Origin of the sequence: Sorangium sp. So ce1036, from assembly GCF_051369805.1 — a bacterium.
GTDB lineage: Bacteria > Myxococcota_A > Polyangia > Polyangiales > Polyangiaceae > Sorangium > Sorangium cellulosum_F.
In genome coordinates this window covers 8,534,272-8,552,428 of sequence record NZ_JBBMOX010000001.1, presented here as the reverse complement: position 1 = coordinate 8,552,428, position 18,157 = coordinate 8,534,272, and the positions used below count along the sequence as shown (strand labels likewise).

Genomic DNA, 18,157 nt, shown 5'->3' with positions numbered 1-18,157 from the left:
CGTCGGGGGCGTGCCCCCGCCCGCGCGTCAGCGCGCCGCCGCGCGGATGGCGCCGAGCGATCGCAGCGCGCGGCAGACCGTCTCGTCGCGGCAGGGCCCCACCCGCCCCGCGTGCGCCGGCCAGGGCACCTCGCGCACGCGGTGCAGGTCGCGCACGTCGGGGCCGCGCCAGGGGCCGAGCGCGCGCTCCACGCGCGCCTCGCGCTCGTTCGTCGCCGGAAGCGAGAGCTGCACCTGCGGCACGATGCCGACCTTCTGCACCGGCGCGCCGTCGGGGAGCGCGTAGAGCAGCGTGGTCAGCCGCAGCACGCCGACGTGGGCGTCGTCGTCGAGGTACTCCTGGGCGCAGCCCTTGCCATAGGTGCGATCGCCGACGACCACGCCGCGCCGGTAGCTGCCGATCGCGCCGGCGATCATCTCCGCCGCGCTCGCGGAGTCGCCGTCCACGAGCACCGCGAGCGGCCCGCTCCACCCGCGCCCCGGCGGGACGTCGGGCGAGCGCTCCACCTCGACGCCGCCGTCGCGGCGCCGCATCGGGAACAGCGGCACCCCCGGCAGGAACAGCCCGAGCGCGGCGATCGCCCCGTCGGTCGAGCCGCCGCCGTTCGCGCGCACGTCCAGCATCACCCCCCGCGTGTCGGGCCGCGTCCGCGCGCGCGCGAGCGCCGCCGCGACCCGATCCCCGAGGTCGTCCGGTACGTCGGCGATGGTGATCACCGCGACGTGGCCGTCGCCATAGCGCACGATGTCGAGCGGCAGCTCCGAGGGCGCCGCCACAGGCTGCGGCTGCGGTCCGGCTGTGGGCGGCGTGATCGTGAGCTCCAGGGGCGCCGCGGCGTCCCGCCGCAAGAGCGCCACCCGGGCGGTCGTCCCGGGGCGCAGGTCGGCGAGCACGGCGAGCTGTTCGGCCTGCTCGACGCTCATGCCGGACATGGGAAGATCCTCGATCCGGAGCACCACGTCGCCGTCCACGAGCGGCGCGAGCGCGCCGCGGTCGATGCGCACGCCGATCGCGGTGCGCGTCATCTCCTGCCAGAGCCTGGCCGGCGGGTTCGCCTCGAGATCGAGGTCGTAGATGGAGACCTCCTCCTCGAGCGGCGCCCAGGCCCCGTGCGCGTCGAGCTGGGGCACGTAGGCGCGCACCGCGGCCGCGATCACCACGCGCGCCCAGCCATCATCGCTCATCGAGGGCGCCGTGCGCTCCCGCGCGGCGTCCGCATAGCGGGCCAGCGGATCGCCGAAGCGCGCGCGCAGGGCGCCGACCCCCCGGCCGAGCTCGTGCGCGAGATCCCGGGCGCTCCGCGTCACCTCGCCGTCCTCGAACGGCGCTGCGGAGATCAGCTCCCATGCCTCGGTGGGCGTCGCGGGCGGACTGGCCAGGCCGTGACGGAAGCCCTCGTCGAAGATCCCCTGGAGCTCGCGCGACCAGTGCGAGAGCTCCTCACCGACGCGCAGCGCCGCCGCGCACGGCCCGCTGCCCACCGGCGCCTGCAGCTCGGCCAGCAGCGCGGCTGCCTCCCGCCGCAGCGACGCGCCCACGGGCGCGTCCGGGGCGACCGACCACAGCCCGTGCGGATCCAGCCAGTCCGAGGTCGCCTCGGAAAACTTTGCGGGATCGACGCGGAGCGGCGGAGCGGCCAGGGTGGTGCGCGCCTGGGCGACGATGGCGCGCGCCTGCTCGCAGCCGAGCGAGGTCGGCGCTCCGGTCGGCATCGCGATGCCGCGATCGAGGGCGTTCGGGTCACAGCCATCGCCGTCGATCTCCTCGTCCAGCGGCGTGACGACCCGGAGCACGGGCCGCGCGAGCCCGCGCCGCGCCTCGACGGGGGGCGCGCCCGCGTCGCGCGAGAGCACGGCGAGCATCGCCAGGCCGGCGGCGATGCACGCGACGGAGCTCGCGACGCGCGTCTTCACTGCTCTCCGAATATCATGGCGCGGGGCGCGGGTGCAGAGGCGACCGCGCCGGGGGCGCCGGCGAGGCCCGCCCCGGGCCGGGAGCTCAGGCGCTGCCCCGGCCGCATCGTCCGCCGCTCGCGCGCCATCGACCAGGGCTCAGCGCCGCGCATCCGTGCTCCTCCGCTTTCCCGCAAAGCTTTCGCATCCCTCCCCGGATCCGAACACGTTGCGCATTCCAGCGCAAAAATAAGGCAAATTCCTAAGGTCGCCCCCGGCATCCCGCCTGCATCTGGCGGCATTGCCGCCCACCGGCTTGCATGGGCCTCCGACCCAAGGCCCCTTGACCGGCGCGCGCGGCGGAGATCGAAGGGACCATGAGCACCACCTGGGATCGTGCGGCATTCTCGGCTTACCGTACAGAGCTCGCGAACTACGCCACCCTGAGCCCCGAGGCCGAGCGGGAGCTCGCGCGCCGCTGGAGGGCTGGTGACCGGGACGCTGGCCGGCGCCTCATCGAGGCGTGCTTGCCGTTCGTCATGACGATCGCGCTCGAGTACCGGCGATGGGGGCTGCCGATGGAGGACATCGTGCAGGAGGGGAACATCGGCCTGCTCAAGGCCGCGGAGCGCTTCGACCCGGATCGCGGCTGCCGCCTCGCCACCTACGCGGCCTACTGGATCCGGGCGGAGATCCGCGAGCACGTGGCGCGGGGTTACCGGATCGTGCGCCTCGGCTCGTCGAAGAGCGAGCGCCGCGCGCTGCGCATCTACCGCAAGACGCACGAGAAGGATCCGGCGGTGCTGGCGGAGCTGAGCGGCCTGACGGAGGAGCGGGCGGCCGAGCTGCTCCCGCTGCTCATGGCGCGCGACGTGAGCCTCGAGCGCGCCCCGACGGACGACGGCGTGGCGCCGCTCGACCGGCTCACGTCGAACGCGATCTCGCCCGAGGAGGAGGCCTGCGCCGCCGACGAGCGCGAGCACCTCGCGCGCGCGCTGAGCCAGGTGGTGAGCGAGCTGTCGCCGCGCGAGCGCTCGATCGTGAACCAGCGCTGGCTGACGGACAACCCGGTGACGCTCGAGCAGCTCGGCGCCGATTTCGGCGTCAGCAAGGAGCGCGTGCGGCAGATCGAGGAGCGCGCGAAGAAGCGGATGCGCGAGCGCATCGAGCAGATCACCCGCGAGCCCATGGCGCGAAGCGCCTGACGAGCGGCGAGCGGCGGTCGCCCGCTTCGGATACGGGCCCACCTCGACGTCTTCGGTGCTCGGCGTACTTGAGTACGCCTGCGCGCCGAAGACGCCGATCTGGGCCCGTCTCCTGTGCGGGCGACCGCCGCTCGGTTCCGTGGGGGCTGGCGCTCGGGGGAAGCTGCGCCTCGGGGGGCGTTGTCCCCGAGGCGGGGTGCGGGGGCTCGCAGGCGGGGGCGACCGCTAGATCTCGATGACCGTGCCCTCGCGCGCCGCGATGGTGTTCGGGAAGAGCTCGCGGGCGCGCATCTCCTTCTCGCGCACCATCGCGTCGGTCTGGTTGGGGTCGTGGTGATGGAGCACGAGCTGCTTGGCGCCCGCCGCCTTGGCGAGCTCGCAGCCCGCGACGAACGTGGCGTGCCCCCAGCCCGTCTTCGGCCCGCCGCCGACCTCGCCGGCGTACTCCTCGGGCGTGTACATGGCATCGAAGATCAGCACGTCGGCGCCCATCGCGAGCTTCTTCAGCTTCGGATCCACGATCGCGTAGTGCTCGGAGTCGGTGATGTACACGACCACCTTGCCCTCGTGCTCGACGCGGTACGCGTACACGCCGTTCGGGTGGTTGCCCCGCGCGTTGGTCACGCGCACGTCGTCGTTCGGGCCGATCGTGACCACCTCGCCCTCGTAGAGATCGCGGAACGTCATCGCCGCGCCCATCTCCGTGAGGTGCACGGGGAAGCTCGGGTAGTCCATCTGCCCGGCGAGCGTCTCCTCGAGCGTCCGGGAGACGTTGAGGCCGCCGTAGAGGTGAATCTTGTTGCCGCGCACGAACGCCGGCGTGAAGAACGGGAAGCCCTGGATGTGATCCCAGTGCACGTGGCTGAAGAACATCCACGCCTCGAAGGGCATCTCCTTGACCAGGTCCTGGCCGAGGAGACGGAGCCCCGTCCCGCCGTCGAGGATGATCAGCGTCTCGCCGGCACGGATCTCGTAGCAGCTCGTGTTGCCGCCGACTTCGACCGTGCTCGCACCGGGCGTGGGGATGCTTCCGCGAACCCCCCACATCTTGATCCGCATCCTGCCTCGCTCGCTGAACCCCGCCCGTTTCAAGGTAGAGCTATTAGATTCCGAGCGCGGGCAGCGTCAAGCCGCCTGGTGCACCGGGCGCAAGGAAGGTCGCAGGCATGGCGCCCTGACCGGGGGAGCAGCGCCCTCGGCGCCAATGTAGTTGTGGCCCGCGCGACCGGCGCCGTGGCGGGTGGCGGGGCCCGCTGGGGGCTCACCGGAGGGGCTTTCGTGCAGGCGAGCCACGACAGGGGCTCGCCGGAACGCAAGCCACGGAAATGAGCCCCCAGCGGGCCCCGCCACCCGCCGCGCGGCGGCGTCCGCGGGGGCGAGGTGCTAGGTGCGCGGCGGACGGGCGAAGCCCTCGGCCGATCGGCTATGGTCGGCGCATGCCGCTCCACGCGGACGCCATCGTCGTCCTCGGCTGCAGGGTGCTCCCGTCCGGGCGCCCCGCGGCTCCCGGCGCGCGCCGCGCCGCGACCGCGGCGCGCGCCTACCGCGAGGGGGTCGCGCCCCGGGTCGTCGTGAGCGGCGGGCGCCGCTGGGGCGCGCAGATCGAGGCGCGCGTGCTCTCCGCCGAGCTCGGGCGCGCCGGCGTCCCCGCGGCCGCGATCGTCCAGGATCTCTGGTCCTTGACGACCCACGAGAACGCCATCTTCAGCGCGGCCCTGCTGCGCCGGATGGGCGCGCGGCGGGCGGTGATCGTCACCTGCCCGTGGCACATGCCGAGGGCGCTCCAGAACTTTCGCGAGGTCGGGATCGACGCCTCGGGCCTGCCCGCGCCCGCGGGCTGCGACCGGGTGGTTGCGCGCGCGTGGCAGCGCGGTCACGAGATGGTCTCGACGTGGCTCGACGCGCGCGCGATGCGCCGCCGGCGGATCCTCTGCGAGAGCGCCGCCTGGTTGCTCGACACCGCGCGCCACGGTGAAACGTGATCATGCCGATGTGGCGCCGCTGCTCTCTGCCTCTCCTCGCCCTGCCCCTCTCCCTCGCCGCCTGCACCGGGCAGCCGGCGCCCGGCGCGGCCCCCGACGCGGGGAGCGACGCGGCGGCCGCGCCGTCCCGCGAAGGCGGCGAGGCGCGGCGCGCGGCGCTGCTCGCCGCCGAGCAGCGCCGCGCCGCGCTCGAGGTGACCCCGGCCGATCAGCAGAGCCGTGACGTCGAGGTGCGGCGCGCCGCCGCGCGCGCGCTCGCGCGCATCGGCGGGGACGCGTCCCGGGCGGGGCTCCTGCGGGCGCTCGCCGACGAGGACGAGGAGGTGATCGCGTGGGCCGCCTACGGCCTCGGGTCCTCGTGCAAGGGGCGCGAGGGCGAGACGGTCTCGGCGCTCGTCGCGCGCGCGCTCGCCCGCGACGCGGGCCCGGGGAGCGCGGCGGGCGCGCGGGGCGGCGCCGCGCCCGCCGCGGGCGGTGCGCGGGCGGCGAGCGCCGGCGGCGCCTCCGCCGGCGCGCCGCGGCTCGACGCCGGGGGCGCCATCGCGCGCGCCATCGGGCGGTGCGGCGCCGAGGCGTCGGAGCCGACGCTGGTCGCGTGGCTCGAGGGGCCGCGCGCGCGCGCGGTCCACGCGGCGTACGCGCTCGGCGATCTCGCGGCGCAGAGGCTCAGGCTGCGCGAGGAGACGCTCGTCGCGTTGCTCAACCTCGCGGCGGGCAGCGCGGCGAGCCCGCCCGTCCCGGAGGCGCTCTACCCGATCGGGCGGCTCGAGCACGTCCCGCTCACGGTCATCGCCCGCATCCGCGACGTCGCGACCGCGCGGCTCGCGGAGGCGGGCGACGCGCGCCTCTTCGCGGTGCGCGCGCTCGGGCGGGCAGGGAAGGAGGCCGCGGTCGAGCTCCAGCGCGTGCTCGTGACGAGGGGCGTGTTCACGGCGAGCGAGCGCGCCGAGGCCGCGCGCTCGCTCGCGCGGCTCGGCGCGCCCGGGCAGCGCGCGCTCGCGGAGGCGCTCGCGCCGCTCGTCCCGAGCGCGGATCCGATCGCGCTCACGGGGCTGGTCGGCGAGGACCTCGGCGTCCTGCTGACCGTGCTCGACGCGCTCGGCGCGCCCGGGGCCGCGCGCAAGCCGCTGCGCGACCTCGCCGCCCTGCCGCCGCCGCCGAGCGCGCCCGCCGCGGTCCTCCGCCGCGTGGCGTGGCTCCGCTGCGCTGCGGCCAAGCTCCTCGCGGGCGCGGATCACCGCGAGCCGCTGCTCCTCGGCTGCGACGTCACCGCGCCGGCGGATCCGGAGCGCAAGCCGGGCGCGGCCGCGCCGGTGCGCGGCTCGATCGGGGCGCGGGCCGTCGTCGAGGTGATCGGCCGCGGCGCGATCACGGGCGCCCGGCTCGCCGCGTACCGCGCCTACGCCGAGGGGGGCGAGCTGCGCGCGAGGGAGGCCGCGATCGAGCTCATCGCCACGCACGACGAGATCGCCGGGGCGCCCGAGCTGCTCGCGAAGGCGCTCGCCGCGGAGGAGCCGGGCCTCGTCGCCGCCGCCGCGGAGGTCATCGCCCGGCAGCCCCAGCGCGCGTCGGAGGACCCGAAGCCGCCGCGGCGAAAGCGCAAGCGGCGGCGCGACGACGACAGGGGCGCGCCCGTCGCGACCGCGTCGGCCGCGATCGAGCGCGCGCTGCTGTCGATCCTCGATCGGCCGGGGGCGCGCGACGATCCGGGGCTGATCGACGCCGTGATCGACGCGGTGGGGGCGCTCGCGCTGAGGCCGGCCGAGGCGCGGCTCGTCTCGCTCTGCGGATCGAGCTATCCCACGACGCGGGCGCGCGCGGGGACGGCGCTCGGCGTGCTCCGGGGGCGCAAGGTCGGGTGCGAGGCCGGGGTGCCGGGCGACGCGGCGCCTGGGGGCCTGCCGGCGCTCGCGCCGCCGACCGGCGAGCTGCCGGCCGAGGCGTCCGCGCTCGTGCGCGAGCCGGCCGTGCTGACGTTCGACACGGACGCGGGCGAGCTCACGATGACGCTCGACCCTGCGCTCGCGCCGGTCGCCGTGACCCGCTTCGTCGATCTCGCGCGCTCGGGCTTTTACGACGGCAAGATCATCCATCGGGTGGTGCCCGGGTTCGTCACCCAGTTCGGCGCGCCGTTCGGTGACGGCGCCGGAGGTCCGCCCGGCCGGCCGGCGCTCCGCTGCGAGACGTCGCCGGTCCCGTTCGAGCCGCTGCGCGTCGGCGTCGCCCTCGCGGGACGCGACACCGGATCGAGCCAGCTGTTCGTCATGCACACGCGCGCGCCGCACCTCGACGGCCAGTACGCCGCGGTCGGCACGGCCGCCGGGCCGTGGTCTGCGCTCGTCGACGGGGACGTCATCCGGAGCGTGAAGGTGCGAGACTGATCACGCGGCGCGTGGCGAGCGGCGCGCGGCGCGCAGCGCCCGGCGAGCGCCGCGTGGCGCGCAGCGCGCAGCGCCTGGCCGGCGGCGCCCCGGCGCGGAGGGGAGGGACCGTATCGATTGACAACCGCCCCCGACCGGCGCTTTACAGTCCAGGGTGGTCATTGCCTCCTTCCTGGCCGTCGCGCTGCTCGTGTACACCTACTTCGGGTACCCGGTCGTCATCGGCGTCCTGGCGCGCCTCTGGCCGGCGCAGCGGAAGGAGGATCCGAGTTACGTTCCGACCGTGACGGCGTGTATCCCCGTCTACAACGCGGCGTCGTATCTCCCGGCGAAGGTCGAGAGCCTTCTCGAGCTTGATTATCCGAGGGACAAGCTGGAGGTCCTCCTGTACTCGGACGGCTCGACCGACGACACGGTGGACGTGGCCCGGAGGCTGGCCGAGCGAGATCCGCGGGTGAAGGTGCTCGTCAGCGAGGCGCGCCGGGGCAAGCCGATCGGCGTGAACACGATGCTCGGGGTCGCGACGGGGGAGGTGCTGTTGATGACCGACGTGCGCCAGCCGCTCGTGCCCGGGGCGCTGCGCGCGCTCGTGCGCCATCTGGCGGATCCCGGCGCGGGCTGCGTCTCGGGCAACCTGGTGCTGAAGGGCGCGGCGGGGTCGGGAGCGTACTGGCGTTACGAGAACTGGATTCGCCGACAGGAGGGGCGGTTCCGAAGCATGGTGGGCGTGACGGGCCCCATCTATGCCATCCGGCGCGCCGACATGAGCCCGCTTCCGGAGGGCGTCATCCTCGACGACATGTGGGTTCCGATGCGCCTCCGCCTCGCGGGCCGGGCGATCCTGTTCGCCGAGGACGCGATTGCGTACGACGATGCGTTCGGCGACGAGCGCGAGTTCGGCCGCAAGGTGCGCACGCTGGCGGGCAATTACCAGCTCTTCTCGTTGTTGCCCGCGCTCCTCGTCCCGTTCAGGAACCCGTCCTGGTTCGAGGTCTTCTCTCACAAGCTGCTTCGTCTGGTGTGCCCGTGGGCCCTCGTGGCGCTGCTGATCACGTCGAGCCTCGCGTGGCTGGGCGCCGAGGCCGAGGGGGTCTCCTGGACGCTCTACACGGCGCGGGCGCTGTTCGGGGGTCAGGTGGCCTTCTACCTGCTCGCGCTGCTCGGGGGCGCCGCGGGCAAGCTCGGCACGCTCGCGCGCACCTTCGTGGTGCTCAACGCGGCCGCCGTGGTCGGCCTGTGGCGATTCCTCCGCGGCTCGCAGAAGGTCACGTGGTGACGCGGGCGCGCGGGCGCGAGCGGGCGTGAGCGGCGTGCGGGCGTGAGCGGCGCGCGGGCGTGAGCGGCGTGCGGGCGTGAGCGGCGCGCGGGCGTGAGCGGCGCGAGCGCAGCGCCGTTGCGGTCAGGGTTCGAGCAGGCCGACGATCTCGTGCACGAGGCGCTGGGATCGCCGGAGGGCGAACGACGACGGGATCAGCCGTTCCAGCCCCTCGGGCGGCGGCGACTGGAACCTGACCGGCGCCGGGAGGACGGGGAGCCCCGCGCGCTCGAACAGGCGGATCGAGCGCGGCATGTGGAGCGCGCTCGTCACGACCACCACGGTATCGACCGGGAGGTCGCGCACCATCCGGGCCGAGTAGAGGGCGTTCTCCCGGGTGTCGCGCGACTCGGTTTCCAGGAGGATCTTCTTCCTGGGGACGCCGAGCTCGACGAGCAGGTCGGCCATGGCGCCGGCGAGCGCGGTGGGCCCCTGCACCGCGTCCCGCCCCGAGATGATGACGTGCCCGAAGCCGTGCTCGCGGTAGACGCGCGCGGCGCCGAGGCAGCGCTCGAGGCCGGGCTCCGACAGCCGTTCCATGGCCGGCACGTTGAACTCGTCGACGTCGATCCCGGCGGAGAGGAGGATCAGGGCCCGCCGCTCGGGCGCGGTCCCTGCGAGATCCGCGCGCAGGTCGCTGGGCCTGGTGCTGTACCAGCGCACGAGCGAGCTGGACATCCAGGGCATGGAGAGGAGCCACAGCGCGAGCCAGGCGCCCCACACGAGCACGCGCCCGACCTTCCCCCGGCGCGAGCGATAGGCCCAGTCCCCGCCGGAGAGCGCGAGGCCAACGGCCACGGCGACGAGGAGCAGGAAGATGGGATCGACGAGTCGAGCGATGGGCAGGGCGAGGCTCGCCATGAGAGCTGGGTAGCTGTCTATGCTGCTTCCGGGGAGCGAGGCGAGCGAAAAAGCGGGCGCGAGGAACGGGCGCGAGGGCGGGACGGACGTGGGCCGCGCGTCGTGTCCGCCGTCCGGGCTCAACGGGGCGCGCGCCGCGCAGGAACGTGCGCATGCGGTTCAGCGACGTGCGCTCATGCGGTTCGGTGACGCAAGGGCGTGCGGTTCAGCGACGCGCGCGCACCGCTCGCCGGCGCCGGGCTGCGGCCGAGGCGAGCGCGAGCCCGGTGAGGGCTGCGGGGAGCCACCCGGTGCTGTCGTCGCCGTGGGTCCGGCAACCGCATCCCCCGCTGTCCCCGGCGATGGGCGGCGGGCGATCGGTTGTGCTGTCGCCGCCGCTGCCGTCATCGCCGGTGCCGCTGCCGCCTCCGCCGGTGTTCGCGGGGGGATCCCCGAGCGCGATCGGCGCGTCGGCGCTCGCCACGAGGATGGGCGGCGCCTCGCCGGTCTCCTCGTAGATGGCCATGAGCTTTTCCCCCAGGTCATTTGTGACGTTCTCGTGCCGGAGAAACTCGATGTGCTCCCGGGTCATCGACTGGTAGTAGACGCGCGCCGAGAGCGTCTGGGGGCCGGAGGCGTCTGCCGGGACGGTGAGGGTGAACGTCGCCTCATCGTAGTTGCGGTATCCGCCGTCTCCGTCGCGGAAGTCGATCTCCTCGGTCGGCGTGGTGGTCTGCGACGGCACGAAGCCCTTCGGCGGGATGCGGGTGTCGGAGATGATCATGTCGTGGAGCGCGAGGTGCTCCTCTTTCTCCCCGGCGCCCGTCTCGCTGTCCCAGCGCCCGTGCACGGCGCGGTACTCGTGGGTCGGCGGATCGTGCTGGATCTCGCCGGTGTCGGCGTCGTAGCCGCCGAGCAGCGGCCGCTCGCCGCCGTCCTCGTCGACGAGGAACACGGCGATCCAGGCGCGCCGGCTCTCGGCGTAGCCCGTCGGGAACTTGTGCCCGGTGAGGTTCTCGACCCGTACGGTGAGCTCGAGCTCCTGTCCGGGCAAAGCGTCCTCCGGGGCCTCGACGATCGTGACGGCGGCGGCGGAGGCGAGGCTCTCGAGGGTGCGGTCGAGCGCGAGCTGGAAGGCGTTGGCGCGCGTCGCGGCGAGCTCGGGGTCGGCGGCCATGACGGCCTGGATGCCCCAGTGGTTGCCGCCGACGATGACGTGGTCGCGCGGATCGGTGCGGATCGGCCCGGGGTTGGCGACGGGCCACTCCCCGGTCTTGCGCTGCATATGGCAATCGATGCAGCTCTTGGCGTCCGGGCCGCCGTCGCGGAAGTCGCTGGACGCCCACTCTTCATAGGTCGTGTCGAGGGGAAACTCGATGTTCGTGGGCGTTCCGTCCGCATTCCTCAGCTTGAGCTCCGGGTTGGTGACCTGGTGACACTGGCCACAGAACCGGGAGTCGGCGAGCGTGGGATCCGGTGCTCCGGTATGGGAGTTGGAGACGATGTTCTCGTAGGGCCCGTACATCACGGGCGTGCTGGTGAACGACGCAGCCTCGGGGCTGGTATCGAACACGAGCTGAGCGTTGCCGAGGAGGTACGACTTCTCGCCATCGGGGCCCTCCGTCGGCATCGCGCGATGGCAGACGCTGCAGCCGACGGCCTGGCCGTCGATGATGCCGTCGACCTCGGCGTTGGGATCGAACCCGGAGCCGTCCGGCGGGGTCGCGTGTCCTCGCACGAAGCCGACGGGAGAGTGGCAGCGCAAGCAGAACGTGCCGATGCCTGGCGCGTCCTGGTTGGCGATCGTGAGGGCGGCCTTGAAGACGGGATCACGCCACGCGTTGGCCATCATGGTGCCCGACCACGTGTCGCTCGGCATGTAGTCCCGCGGATCATCGCCCTTTCCGCGGTGGCACGCGGCGCATCGTTCGCTGGTGTCGAAGTTGTCCCGCTCTGGCAGCTCGCCTGGCTTCGTGCCCTGAAGATCATCGATCCCAGCCGCTGCCTCGCGACCCAGGAGCCCGAAGGCGAGTACCCAGGCCATCGCCACTCTCGATATCTTTTGCATGGCGTGAATCCAGAGCTATTAAATTGTTCTGTGTCAAAGCTGGGTCAGCGAACGGCGGTCGCGCTGGCCCCCTGTCGAACATGGGGCGATCTATTCGGGATCGATCCGGTAAACCCTGCCACCGAAATCAACGATGTAGAGCTCGCCCGCGGCGTCCTCGCCGAAGGAGGCCAGGCCCTCGAGGATGGTTTCGCTCTGCAGATCCTGGCTGAGATTGCTCTTGGACACGACGCTGTTGTCTTTCCAGGTGAGCGTCCAGACCCGGTTGGACACGAAGTCGCCATACACGTAGGCGCCACGTAGAGCGGGGATCTTGCTGCCGCGGTAGACATAACCGCCTGTAATGGAGCCATCGCCCAGGTTGTGATTATAGCTCTCGACGGGCGCTGTGATCATCGGTGATTCGCATCCCGGCGGCTGGTCGTTCTTGAGGCACTGGGTCCCCTCGGTGACGCTCCATCCGTAGTTCTTGTTGCCCTCGCCGCGAGCCTTGATGTTGACCTCCTCCAACAAGCGTCCGCCGACGTCGCCGATGTAGAGATCGCCTCTGCAGCGGTCGAAGCTGAATCGCCATGGGTTGCGCAAGCCGTAATCCCAGACGTCGGGGTCGCCGTTGTTGACGTTGCCGGGGGGAGGCGTCGGGTGATTGTTGACGTCGATGCGGAGGATCTTGCCATATTTTACATCAATGTTTTGGCCATTGTTCCTCCGATCAGGGTTGTCGCTGCTGCCGCCGCCGTCACCGATGCCCACATAGAGCATGTCGTCAGGGCCGAACGCGAGCATCCCGCCGTTGTGGTTGCCATCCAGCGTTTCAATCGAGAAGAACTCTTTCCGGAGCTGCGGGTCAGCCTGATCGGGATTGGTCGATGAACGCCTGTACTCCTGGAGCACCTGAGAGCGTCCGCGCGTGTTGAAATAGACGAAGAACCTGCCATTGGTCGCGTACTCGGGGTGAAACGCGAGCCCGAGGAGACCTCGCTCATCACCTTCGTATTCCCATCCTCGTACGACCTCGGAGATATCGAGGAACGCGGCGCTCTGCAGCACCCCGTCCTTGATGAGGCGTATCGTACCGTCCTGCTCCACCACGTAGAGCCGGCTGGGATCGTCCGGCTCGCTGGTCACGAAAAGGGGCCGCGTAAAGCCGCGCGCTACCTCCGTGAGCGTGAGCGGCGGCACGGTCCCGCCCGGCTCGTCGCATTCGACCGTTCCGTGTCCGCCCGCGCCGGTGCCCGTCGCAGGGCCGGCTCCGGCACCGCTGGTGCTGGTGCTGGTGGTTGCACCGGTGCCGCCGGCGCCGGTGGTTCCGCTGGTCGCAGGACCGGCGCCGCTGCCCGTCGAAGGCCCCGTGGCGGCACCGCCGCCGGTCGCCGAGCCGCCGGGACCGGCTCCTCCCTCGCCACCGGCATCGCTCTCGCTGCAAGCATTCAGGGCGAGGCCGAACCCGAGGACAGCGGCAGCGATCGGCATGAAAGACAAAACGGAACGGTTCTGGTCCATCATGCCGTAGGAGGCTATCCGAACGGCGTGCTCCTTGGTATTACTTTCGGCCGCCGGGTACCGTGTCGCCGCCGCCTTACCGCAGGCGGCCGTGACCTGCGAGCACGACTACAATGCAGGACATCTCCCTACGTTTGCTCGAAATTCTGTCACGTCGGATTCCGCCGGCGGCGGGCTCCTGGCTGGAGCGCGTCGAGGCGGTGACCGGGGCGGGTGGGCACCAAGGCGGCGCGCCGGATGCGGTCGTGGCCGGGGCCTCGACCTGGCTCAACAGCGACCGCTTCCTGGCGACGTTCACCGCGGCAGCTCGCGTGCTCGGCAAGGCGCCGCTCGGGCTGGAGGCTGCCGAGCGCGAGGCCTTGGCCGGGGCCGGCTTTACCGGGGCAGCCGATGGCTGGAGCCTGGATGAGCTCGGCCGAATGACCATGATCACGCTGGTCTCGAGGCGCCTGCCCGCACCGGAGCTCGAGCTGTTGCTCGAGACCTGCTACCAGCAGGGGGATAGCCGCGAGCGGCAGGCGGTCCTGCGGGCGCTCCCCTTCGTGCCCGGAGCAGAGCGCTTCGTCGCGCTCGCGATCGAGGCGTGCCGCACCAACGAGCTGCCGATCTTCGAGGCGATCGCCTGCGAGAACCCCTATCCGGCGGCCTGCTTTCCGGACCTCAATTTCAACCAGATGGTCCTCAAGGCGATGTTCATGGGCGTGGCGCTCGCCCGGATCGTCGGGCTCGAGCGCCGGCGATCGAGCGAGCTCGCCAGGATAGCAGAGGACTTCGCGAGCGAACGGAGAGCGGCCGGCCGGAGCGTTCCAGGGGACATCGGCCTGCTCTCCCTGGAGCACGAACACGAGCGCGCGACGCGGATCCCCGAGTGAAGCAGCGCGAGGCGGAGGAACCATTGAAGCTGTTCGATCCTCACATTCACATGACCTCTCGGACGACGGACGACTACCAGGCGATGGCCGCTGCCGGCGTCGTCGCCGTCCTCGAGCCGGCGTTCTGGCTCGGTCAGCCGCGGACGCACGTCGGCTCCTTCGAGGACTACTTCGCGTCGCTGCTCGGCTGGGAGCGCTTCCGGGCGAGCCAGTTCGGCATCCGCCACCTCTGCACGCTGGGCCTCAACCCGAAGGAAGCCAACAACCCTCGTCTGGCGCAGGGCGTCATCGATCTCCTGCCGCGCTATCTCGACAAGGAAGGCGTCGTGGCGGTCGGCGAGATTGGGTTTGACGACATGACGCCCGAGGAGGAGAAGGTCTTCGCCCAGCAGGTCGAGCTCGCGCGAGAGCACGATCTTCCGATCCTCGTGCACACGCCGCACCGCGACAAGAAGCGCGGCACCGAGCGGACGCTCGCCCTGGTGCGGGAGCTTCGATTCCCCGAGGAGCGCGTGCTCGTCGATCACAACAACGAGGAGACGCTGCCGCTGGTGCTCGCGACCGGCTGCTGGGCCGGTCACTCCATCTACCCGAATACCAAGATGGATGAAGATCGGATGGTCGCGCTGGTCAAGAAATACGGCGCGGAGCGGATCCTGATCAACAGCGCGGCCGACTGGGGCGTGAGCGACCCCCTCAAGGTGCCGAAGACGGCAGCGCGCATGCGCGAGAACGGGATCGCGGAGGAGGTGATCGAGCGGATCGTCTGGAAGAACCCGCTCGCCTTCTTCGCCCAGAGCGGCCGGCTCGACCTCGCGGAGCTCGGAGAGGCGCCCGCGGTGGATCAGCGCGCGCTCTTCGAGGGGAACTCGGTCTTGCGCGGGCAGACGCCCGTCGTGCAGCGCTGAACGGACAGGTTGATGCACCGCACCGTCGTTCTCAACGTCGTCGGGCTCACCGGCGATCTCCTCGGCGACGCCACGCCGAACCTGAAGCGGTTCGCTCAGGAAGGCGTGATGCGCCCATTGCAGACCGTGTTGCCGGCGGTCACCTGCACGGTCCAGTCGACCTTCACGACGGGCCTGCTCCCGAGCGGGCACGGCTGCGTCGCGAACGGCTGGTATTTCCGCGACATCGCGGAGGTGAACCTGTGGCGCCAGGCGAACCAGCTCGTGGCCGGGGAGAAGATCTGGGACGTCGCGCGCCGGCGCGATCCGACGTTCACCTGCGCCAAGCTGTTCTGGTGGTACAACATGTACAGCTCGGCGGATTACGCGGTGACGCCGCGGCCGATCTACTGGGCGGACGGGCTCAAGCTGCCGGACATCTATACCGAGCCGGCGTCGCTGCGCGACGAGCTGGTCTTCCGGCTGGGGGAGTTCCCCCTGTTCAACTTCTGGGGTCCGAACGCCGACATCCGGTCGACCGAGTGGATCGCGCGGTGCGCGCGCCATGTCTATGACACGCGGCGACCCACGCTGACGTTGGTTTATCTCCCGCACCTCGACTACAACCTGCAACGGCTGGGGCCGGATCACCCGTCGATCAAGGACGACCTTCGCGCGGTGGACGCCGTGTGCGGGGAGTTGATAGACCACGTACGCAGGGACGGGGCGCGGGTGATCGTCCTCTCCGAGTACGGCATCACGCGTGTGACGGGGGCCGTGCACATCAACCGGGCGCTGCGGGAGCAGGGGCTCCTCCGAGTGCGCGTGGAGCGCGGCCTGGAGAAGCTGGACGCAGGGGCGTCAGAGGCGTTCGCCGTGGCTGACCACCAGGTGGCGCACGTCTACGTGCGCCGACCGGAGCGCATTGAAGAGGTGAAAAGCCTGCTGGAGGGGCTGCCCGGGGTGGATTTCGTTCTTGATACTGAAGGTAAGCGCTCCGCTGGGTTAGAACATGCAAGATCGGGCGAACTCGTCGCCATTTCGCAACAGGATCGGTGGTTTAGCTACTACTATTGGCTTGACGATGAGAAAGCTCCGGAGTTCGCCAGGACTGTTGATATTCACCGAAAGCCTGGCTATGATCCAGTAGAGCTGTTTTTTGATCCTAAGTTGCGCGCGCTGCCTGCTAGCGTAGTGTGGCGATTGGCGAAGAAGAAGCTTGGGTTTCGCTATCTGATGGATATTGTCCCGCTCGATGCTGCACTGGTGAGGGGATCTCATGGGCGGTTGACTGAACGGCTTGATGGAGGCCCAGTGTTTATGTCTAGCCGTGACTCGGTTCTGTCGTCGAGTGCGTGTGTTCAAGCCGTCGATGTGCATGATCTGGTGCTGAGGCACGTGTTCGGCTGACTTTCAACGTATTGGCGTTGGGGTTGTGTGGGCGTGAGCGCTGCCGTGCTTCGGGTTGCGATCTAGAATCCAATTTTGGTGATAAACGGTGATATGTCGTCAATGTACTGTTCGCCAGTGTCGAGTGTGCCTGTTTCGAGGTGCATCTGAAGAGAAAAGCGTCCGGCGATGATGCTCTCGTTGCTGAGGTCTGTCTCGATAATGCTTCCGTATGCCAGTCCGGCCGTGTATGTTCTTTTCCACATGGTGCTTCCGACTGAGTTTATCTTGAGCGCCAGTGCGTACTGTCTTTCGCTTGGGTCCAATATTTCATTGTCGACCAAGATGTTTCTTGCGATTGTGCAGACGATCACGACGTTGTTGAGTTGATCGATGCTGACATCGGACGATAGTACCTGGGGGCCTGTACTTTGGAGTGAGGTGAAGCCTCGGCTCCATTTGTGGTCGCCAGTTGTGTTGAACTGTGCAACGAACAGCGGCGCTCGTCCTTCTGGTAAAGGACTGCCGGCCTCGAAGCTGAAGGAACTGCCCTCATAACTGCCCGTGACAGAGATGTTGCCCAGCGTGTCAACATCCAGGGCAGAGGGGTGTGCGTTCTCGAAGCCGCGGCCCCAGGCAGCATCGCCATTCCTGTCCAGTTTTGTTAGGAACATGCCGGAGCCGTCGATCGGCGGTAGGTTGCCGAGAACTATTTCCGCGTTGTGGTGTCCGACAAGGACGACGTTGTCGCTTCGATCAACTGCCGCATCAACAAGTGTATCAACCCCACGGCTGCTGAACTGTCGCACCCAGCCGCCATGTGATGTGCTGGTGTGTCCAGTGCTTCCATCAAGCTTTGCGACATAGATGTCCCGCGTGTTCTCTGGGGTTGCTGGCTCTGTTGTCAATGTTTCGTTGTCGAGTTCTATGTAGTTTTCGAAGGTTCCCGAGATGATGATGTTGTCGTGTTGTGTGGTGTTGACTTTGGGTCGAGTTGTGTCGTTGTTTATTGGGTTTCCTGGGAAGCTGCGACTCCAGATGTGTTTCCCCTCGTTGTCAAATTTTGCGATAAACAGCCCTGGTCCAAGATTGAGGCCGTCGAGGTTTATTGTGCCATCGTTGGTGCCGATCACGATGGCATTTCCTGCGCTGTCCACGGCTACGGAAGACGCTTCCTGAGCAGCCACGTCGCCGAACTCGTGACTCCATCGATGCTGTCCGAGCTTGTCGATGGATGCCACGAAGATATCCGTCTCGCCGGCGCCCATGAGCGAGGCAGACCCAGGTTCGGTGTCAAATTGTATGGATTCTTTGAAATGTCCTACTAGGAATATGTTTCCCGATGTGTCGGTCGCCACCGAGTGGATCTGTGCATCCTTGGCGAACGCCCTTGCCCACAAGGTGCAGTCAAACCCATCGCAGTTCTCGTCTTCCGTGGAAGCGCAGCTCTCTTGCTGGGGGGTTACCTCGTCCTCGCACGTACCCCACATCTCCCCACTGTCGTCGCACGTCCGTATCCCGGCTCTGCACAGCCCGACCGCTTCCGTGCCCGGCGGCCCGCTATAGCATCGCTCCGCGATCTCCGGACGGCAGGTGCCTGCGCCGCCAGCTCCGCCTGACCCGCCAGCTCCGCCCGCTCCGTCAGCTCCGCCTGACCCGCCAGCTCCGCCAGAGCTTTGGCGCCCTGTCGCAGATGCGTCCTCGAAATCGTCAAGCCCGAGAATGAGCCCGCAACCAGATCCGGCGAAGATGAACGCCAGAGAGCCGGCCTGTATCGTACGAGCGCGATGTGACGTCATGCCTGAGTGTCTCCAGTAGCTCA

At 70.0% G+C, this 18,157-nt stretch carries 13 protein-coding genes; 7 read left to right on the top strand and 6 right to left on the bottom strand.

Annotation, left to right across the window (positions count from 1 at the left end; translation table 11 throughout):
• Nucleotides 1-27: 27 nt before the first annotated feature.
• Nucleotides 28-1,914 carry a S41 family peptidase gene (locus tag WMF31_RS32170; RefSeq protein ID WP_436605609.1) on the bottom strand — a complete coding sequence of 629 codons (1,887 nt, stop codon included), beginning with the start codon at nt 1,912-1,914 and terminating at the stop codon, nt 28-30.
• A gap of 356 nt (nt 1,915-2,270) precedes the next feature.
• Between WMF31_RS32170 and WMF31_RS32165 the strand changes: the two genes are divergently transcribed.
• Nucleotides 2,271-3,098, top strand: coding sequence for a sigma-70 family RNA polymerase sigma factor (locus WMF31_RS32165; protein ID WP_436605608.1), 828 nt, complete (start codon nt 2,271-2,273; stop codon nt 3,096-3,098).
• Nucleotides 3,099-3,323: 225 nt separating this feature from the next.
• On the opposite strand, the gene WMF31_RS32160 is transcribed toward WMF31_RS32165, so the two are convergent.
• A complete protein-coding gene (locus tag WMF31_RS32160; RefSeq protein WP_436605607.1) occupies nt 3,324-4,145 on the bottom strand; it encodes an MBL fold metallo-hydrolase in 822 nt (273 codons plus the stop codon).
• A gap of 389 nt (nt 4,146-4,534) precedes the next feature.
• On the opposite strand from WMF31_RS32160, the gene WMF31_RS32155 reads away from it, so the two are divergent.
• The 3 genes from WMF31_RS32155 (at nt 4,535) to WMF31_RS32145 (ending at nt 8,737) form a co-directional block, all read left to right on the top strand.
• Nucleotides 4,535-5,080, top strand: a complete 546-nt coding sequence (locus tag WMF31_RS32155; RefSeq protein WP_436605606.1) for a YdcF family protein — start codon at nt 4,535-4,537, stop codon at nt 5,078-5,080.
• Between the two features lie 2 nt (nt 5,081-5,082).
• Nucleotides 5,083-7,461, top strand: a complete 2,379-nt coding sequence (locus WMF31_RS32150) for a peptidylprolyl isomerase (protein WP_436605605.1) — start codon at nt 5,083-5,085, stop codon at nt 7,459-7,461.
• Between the two features lie 154 nt (nt 7,462-7,615).
• Complete coding sequence (locus WMF31_RS32145; protein WP_129345535.1) at nt 7,616-8,737, top strand: glycosyltransferase family 2 protein; 1,122 nt, start codon at nt 7,616-7,618, stop codon at nt 8,735-8,737.
• A 123-nt stretch (nt 8,738-8,860) separates the two neighbouring features.
• On the opposite strand, the gene WMF31_RS32140 is transcribed toward WMF31_RS32145, so the two are convergent.
• The 3 genes from WMF31_RS32140 to WMF31_RS32130 all read right to left on the bottom strand — a co-directional run bounded on the left by WMF31_RS32140 (nt 8,861) and on the right by WMF31_RS32130 (nt 13,190).
• Complete coding sequence (locus tag WMF31_RS32140; protein WP_436605604.1) at nt 8,861-9,637, bottom strand: YdcF family protein; 777 nt, start codon at nt 9,635-9,637, stop codon at nt 8,861-8,863.
• A gap of 205 nt (nt 9,638-9,842) precedes the next feature.
• Nucleotides 9,843-11,660 carry an MYXO-CTERM sorting domain-containing protein gene (locus WMF31_RS32135; RefSeq protein WP_436605603.1) on the bottom strand — a complete coding sequence of 606 codons (1,818 nt, stop codon included), beginning with the start codon at nt 11,658-11,660 and terminating at the stop codon, nt 9,843-9,845.
• 114 nt (nt 11,661-11,774) lie between these two features.
• Nucleotides 11,775-13,190 carry a PQQ-dependent sugar dehydrogenase gene (locus WMF31_RS32130; RefSeq protein ID WP_129345539.1) on the bottom strand — a complete coding sequence of 472 codons (1,416 nt, stop codon included), beginning with the start codon at nt 13,188-13,190 and terminating at the stop codon, nt 11,775-11,777.
• 110 nt (nt 13,191-13,300) lie between these two features.
• On the opposite strand from WMF31_RS32130, the gene WMF31_RS32125 reads away from it, so the two are divergent.
• From WMF31_RS32125 to WMF31_RS32115, 3 genes are read left to right on the top strand one after another with little or no spacing between them, the layout of a single operon-like run.
• Nucleotides 13,301-14,059, top strand: a complete 759-nt coding sequence (locus WMF31_RS32125) for an EboA domain-containing protein (RefSeq protein ID WP_436605602.1) — start codon at nt 13,301-13,303, stop codon at nt 14,057-14,059.
• A gap of 23 nt (nt 14,060-14,082) precedes the next feature.
• Nucleotides 14,083-14,967: a TatD family hydrolase gene (locus WMF31_RS32120; protein WP_436605601.1), complete on the top strand. Its 885-nt coding sequence runs from the start codon at nt 14,083-14,085 to the stop codon at nt 14,965-14,967.
• Nucleotides 14,968-14,979: 12 nt separating this feature from the next.
• The gene (locus WMF31_RS32115; RefSeq protein WP_129345543.1) at nt 14,980-16,356 is read left to right on the top strand and encodes an alkaline phosphatase family protein; all 1,377 of its coding nucleotides are present in this window, start codon (nt 14,980-14,982) and stop codon (nt 16,354-16,356) included.
• 62 nt (nt 16,357-16,418) lie between these two features.
• Here the strand turns inward: WMF31_RS32115 and WMF31_RS32110 are convergent, their stop codons facing one another.
• A complete protein-coding gene (locus WMF31_RS32110) occupies nt 16,419-18,134 on the bottom strand; it encodes a hypothetical protein (RefSeq protein ID WP_436605600.1) in 1,716 nt (571 codons plus the stop codon).
• Between the last annotated feature and the right edge of the window lie 23 nt (nt 18,135-18,157).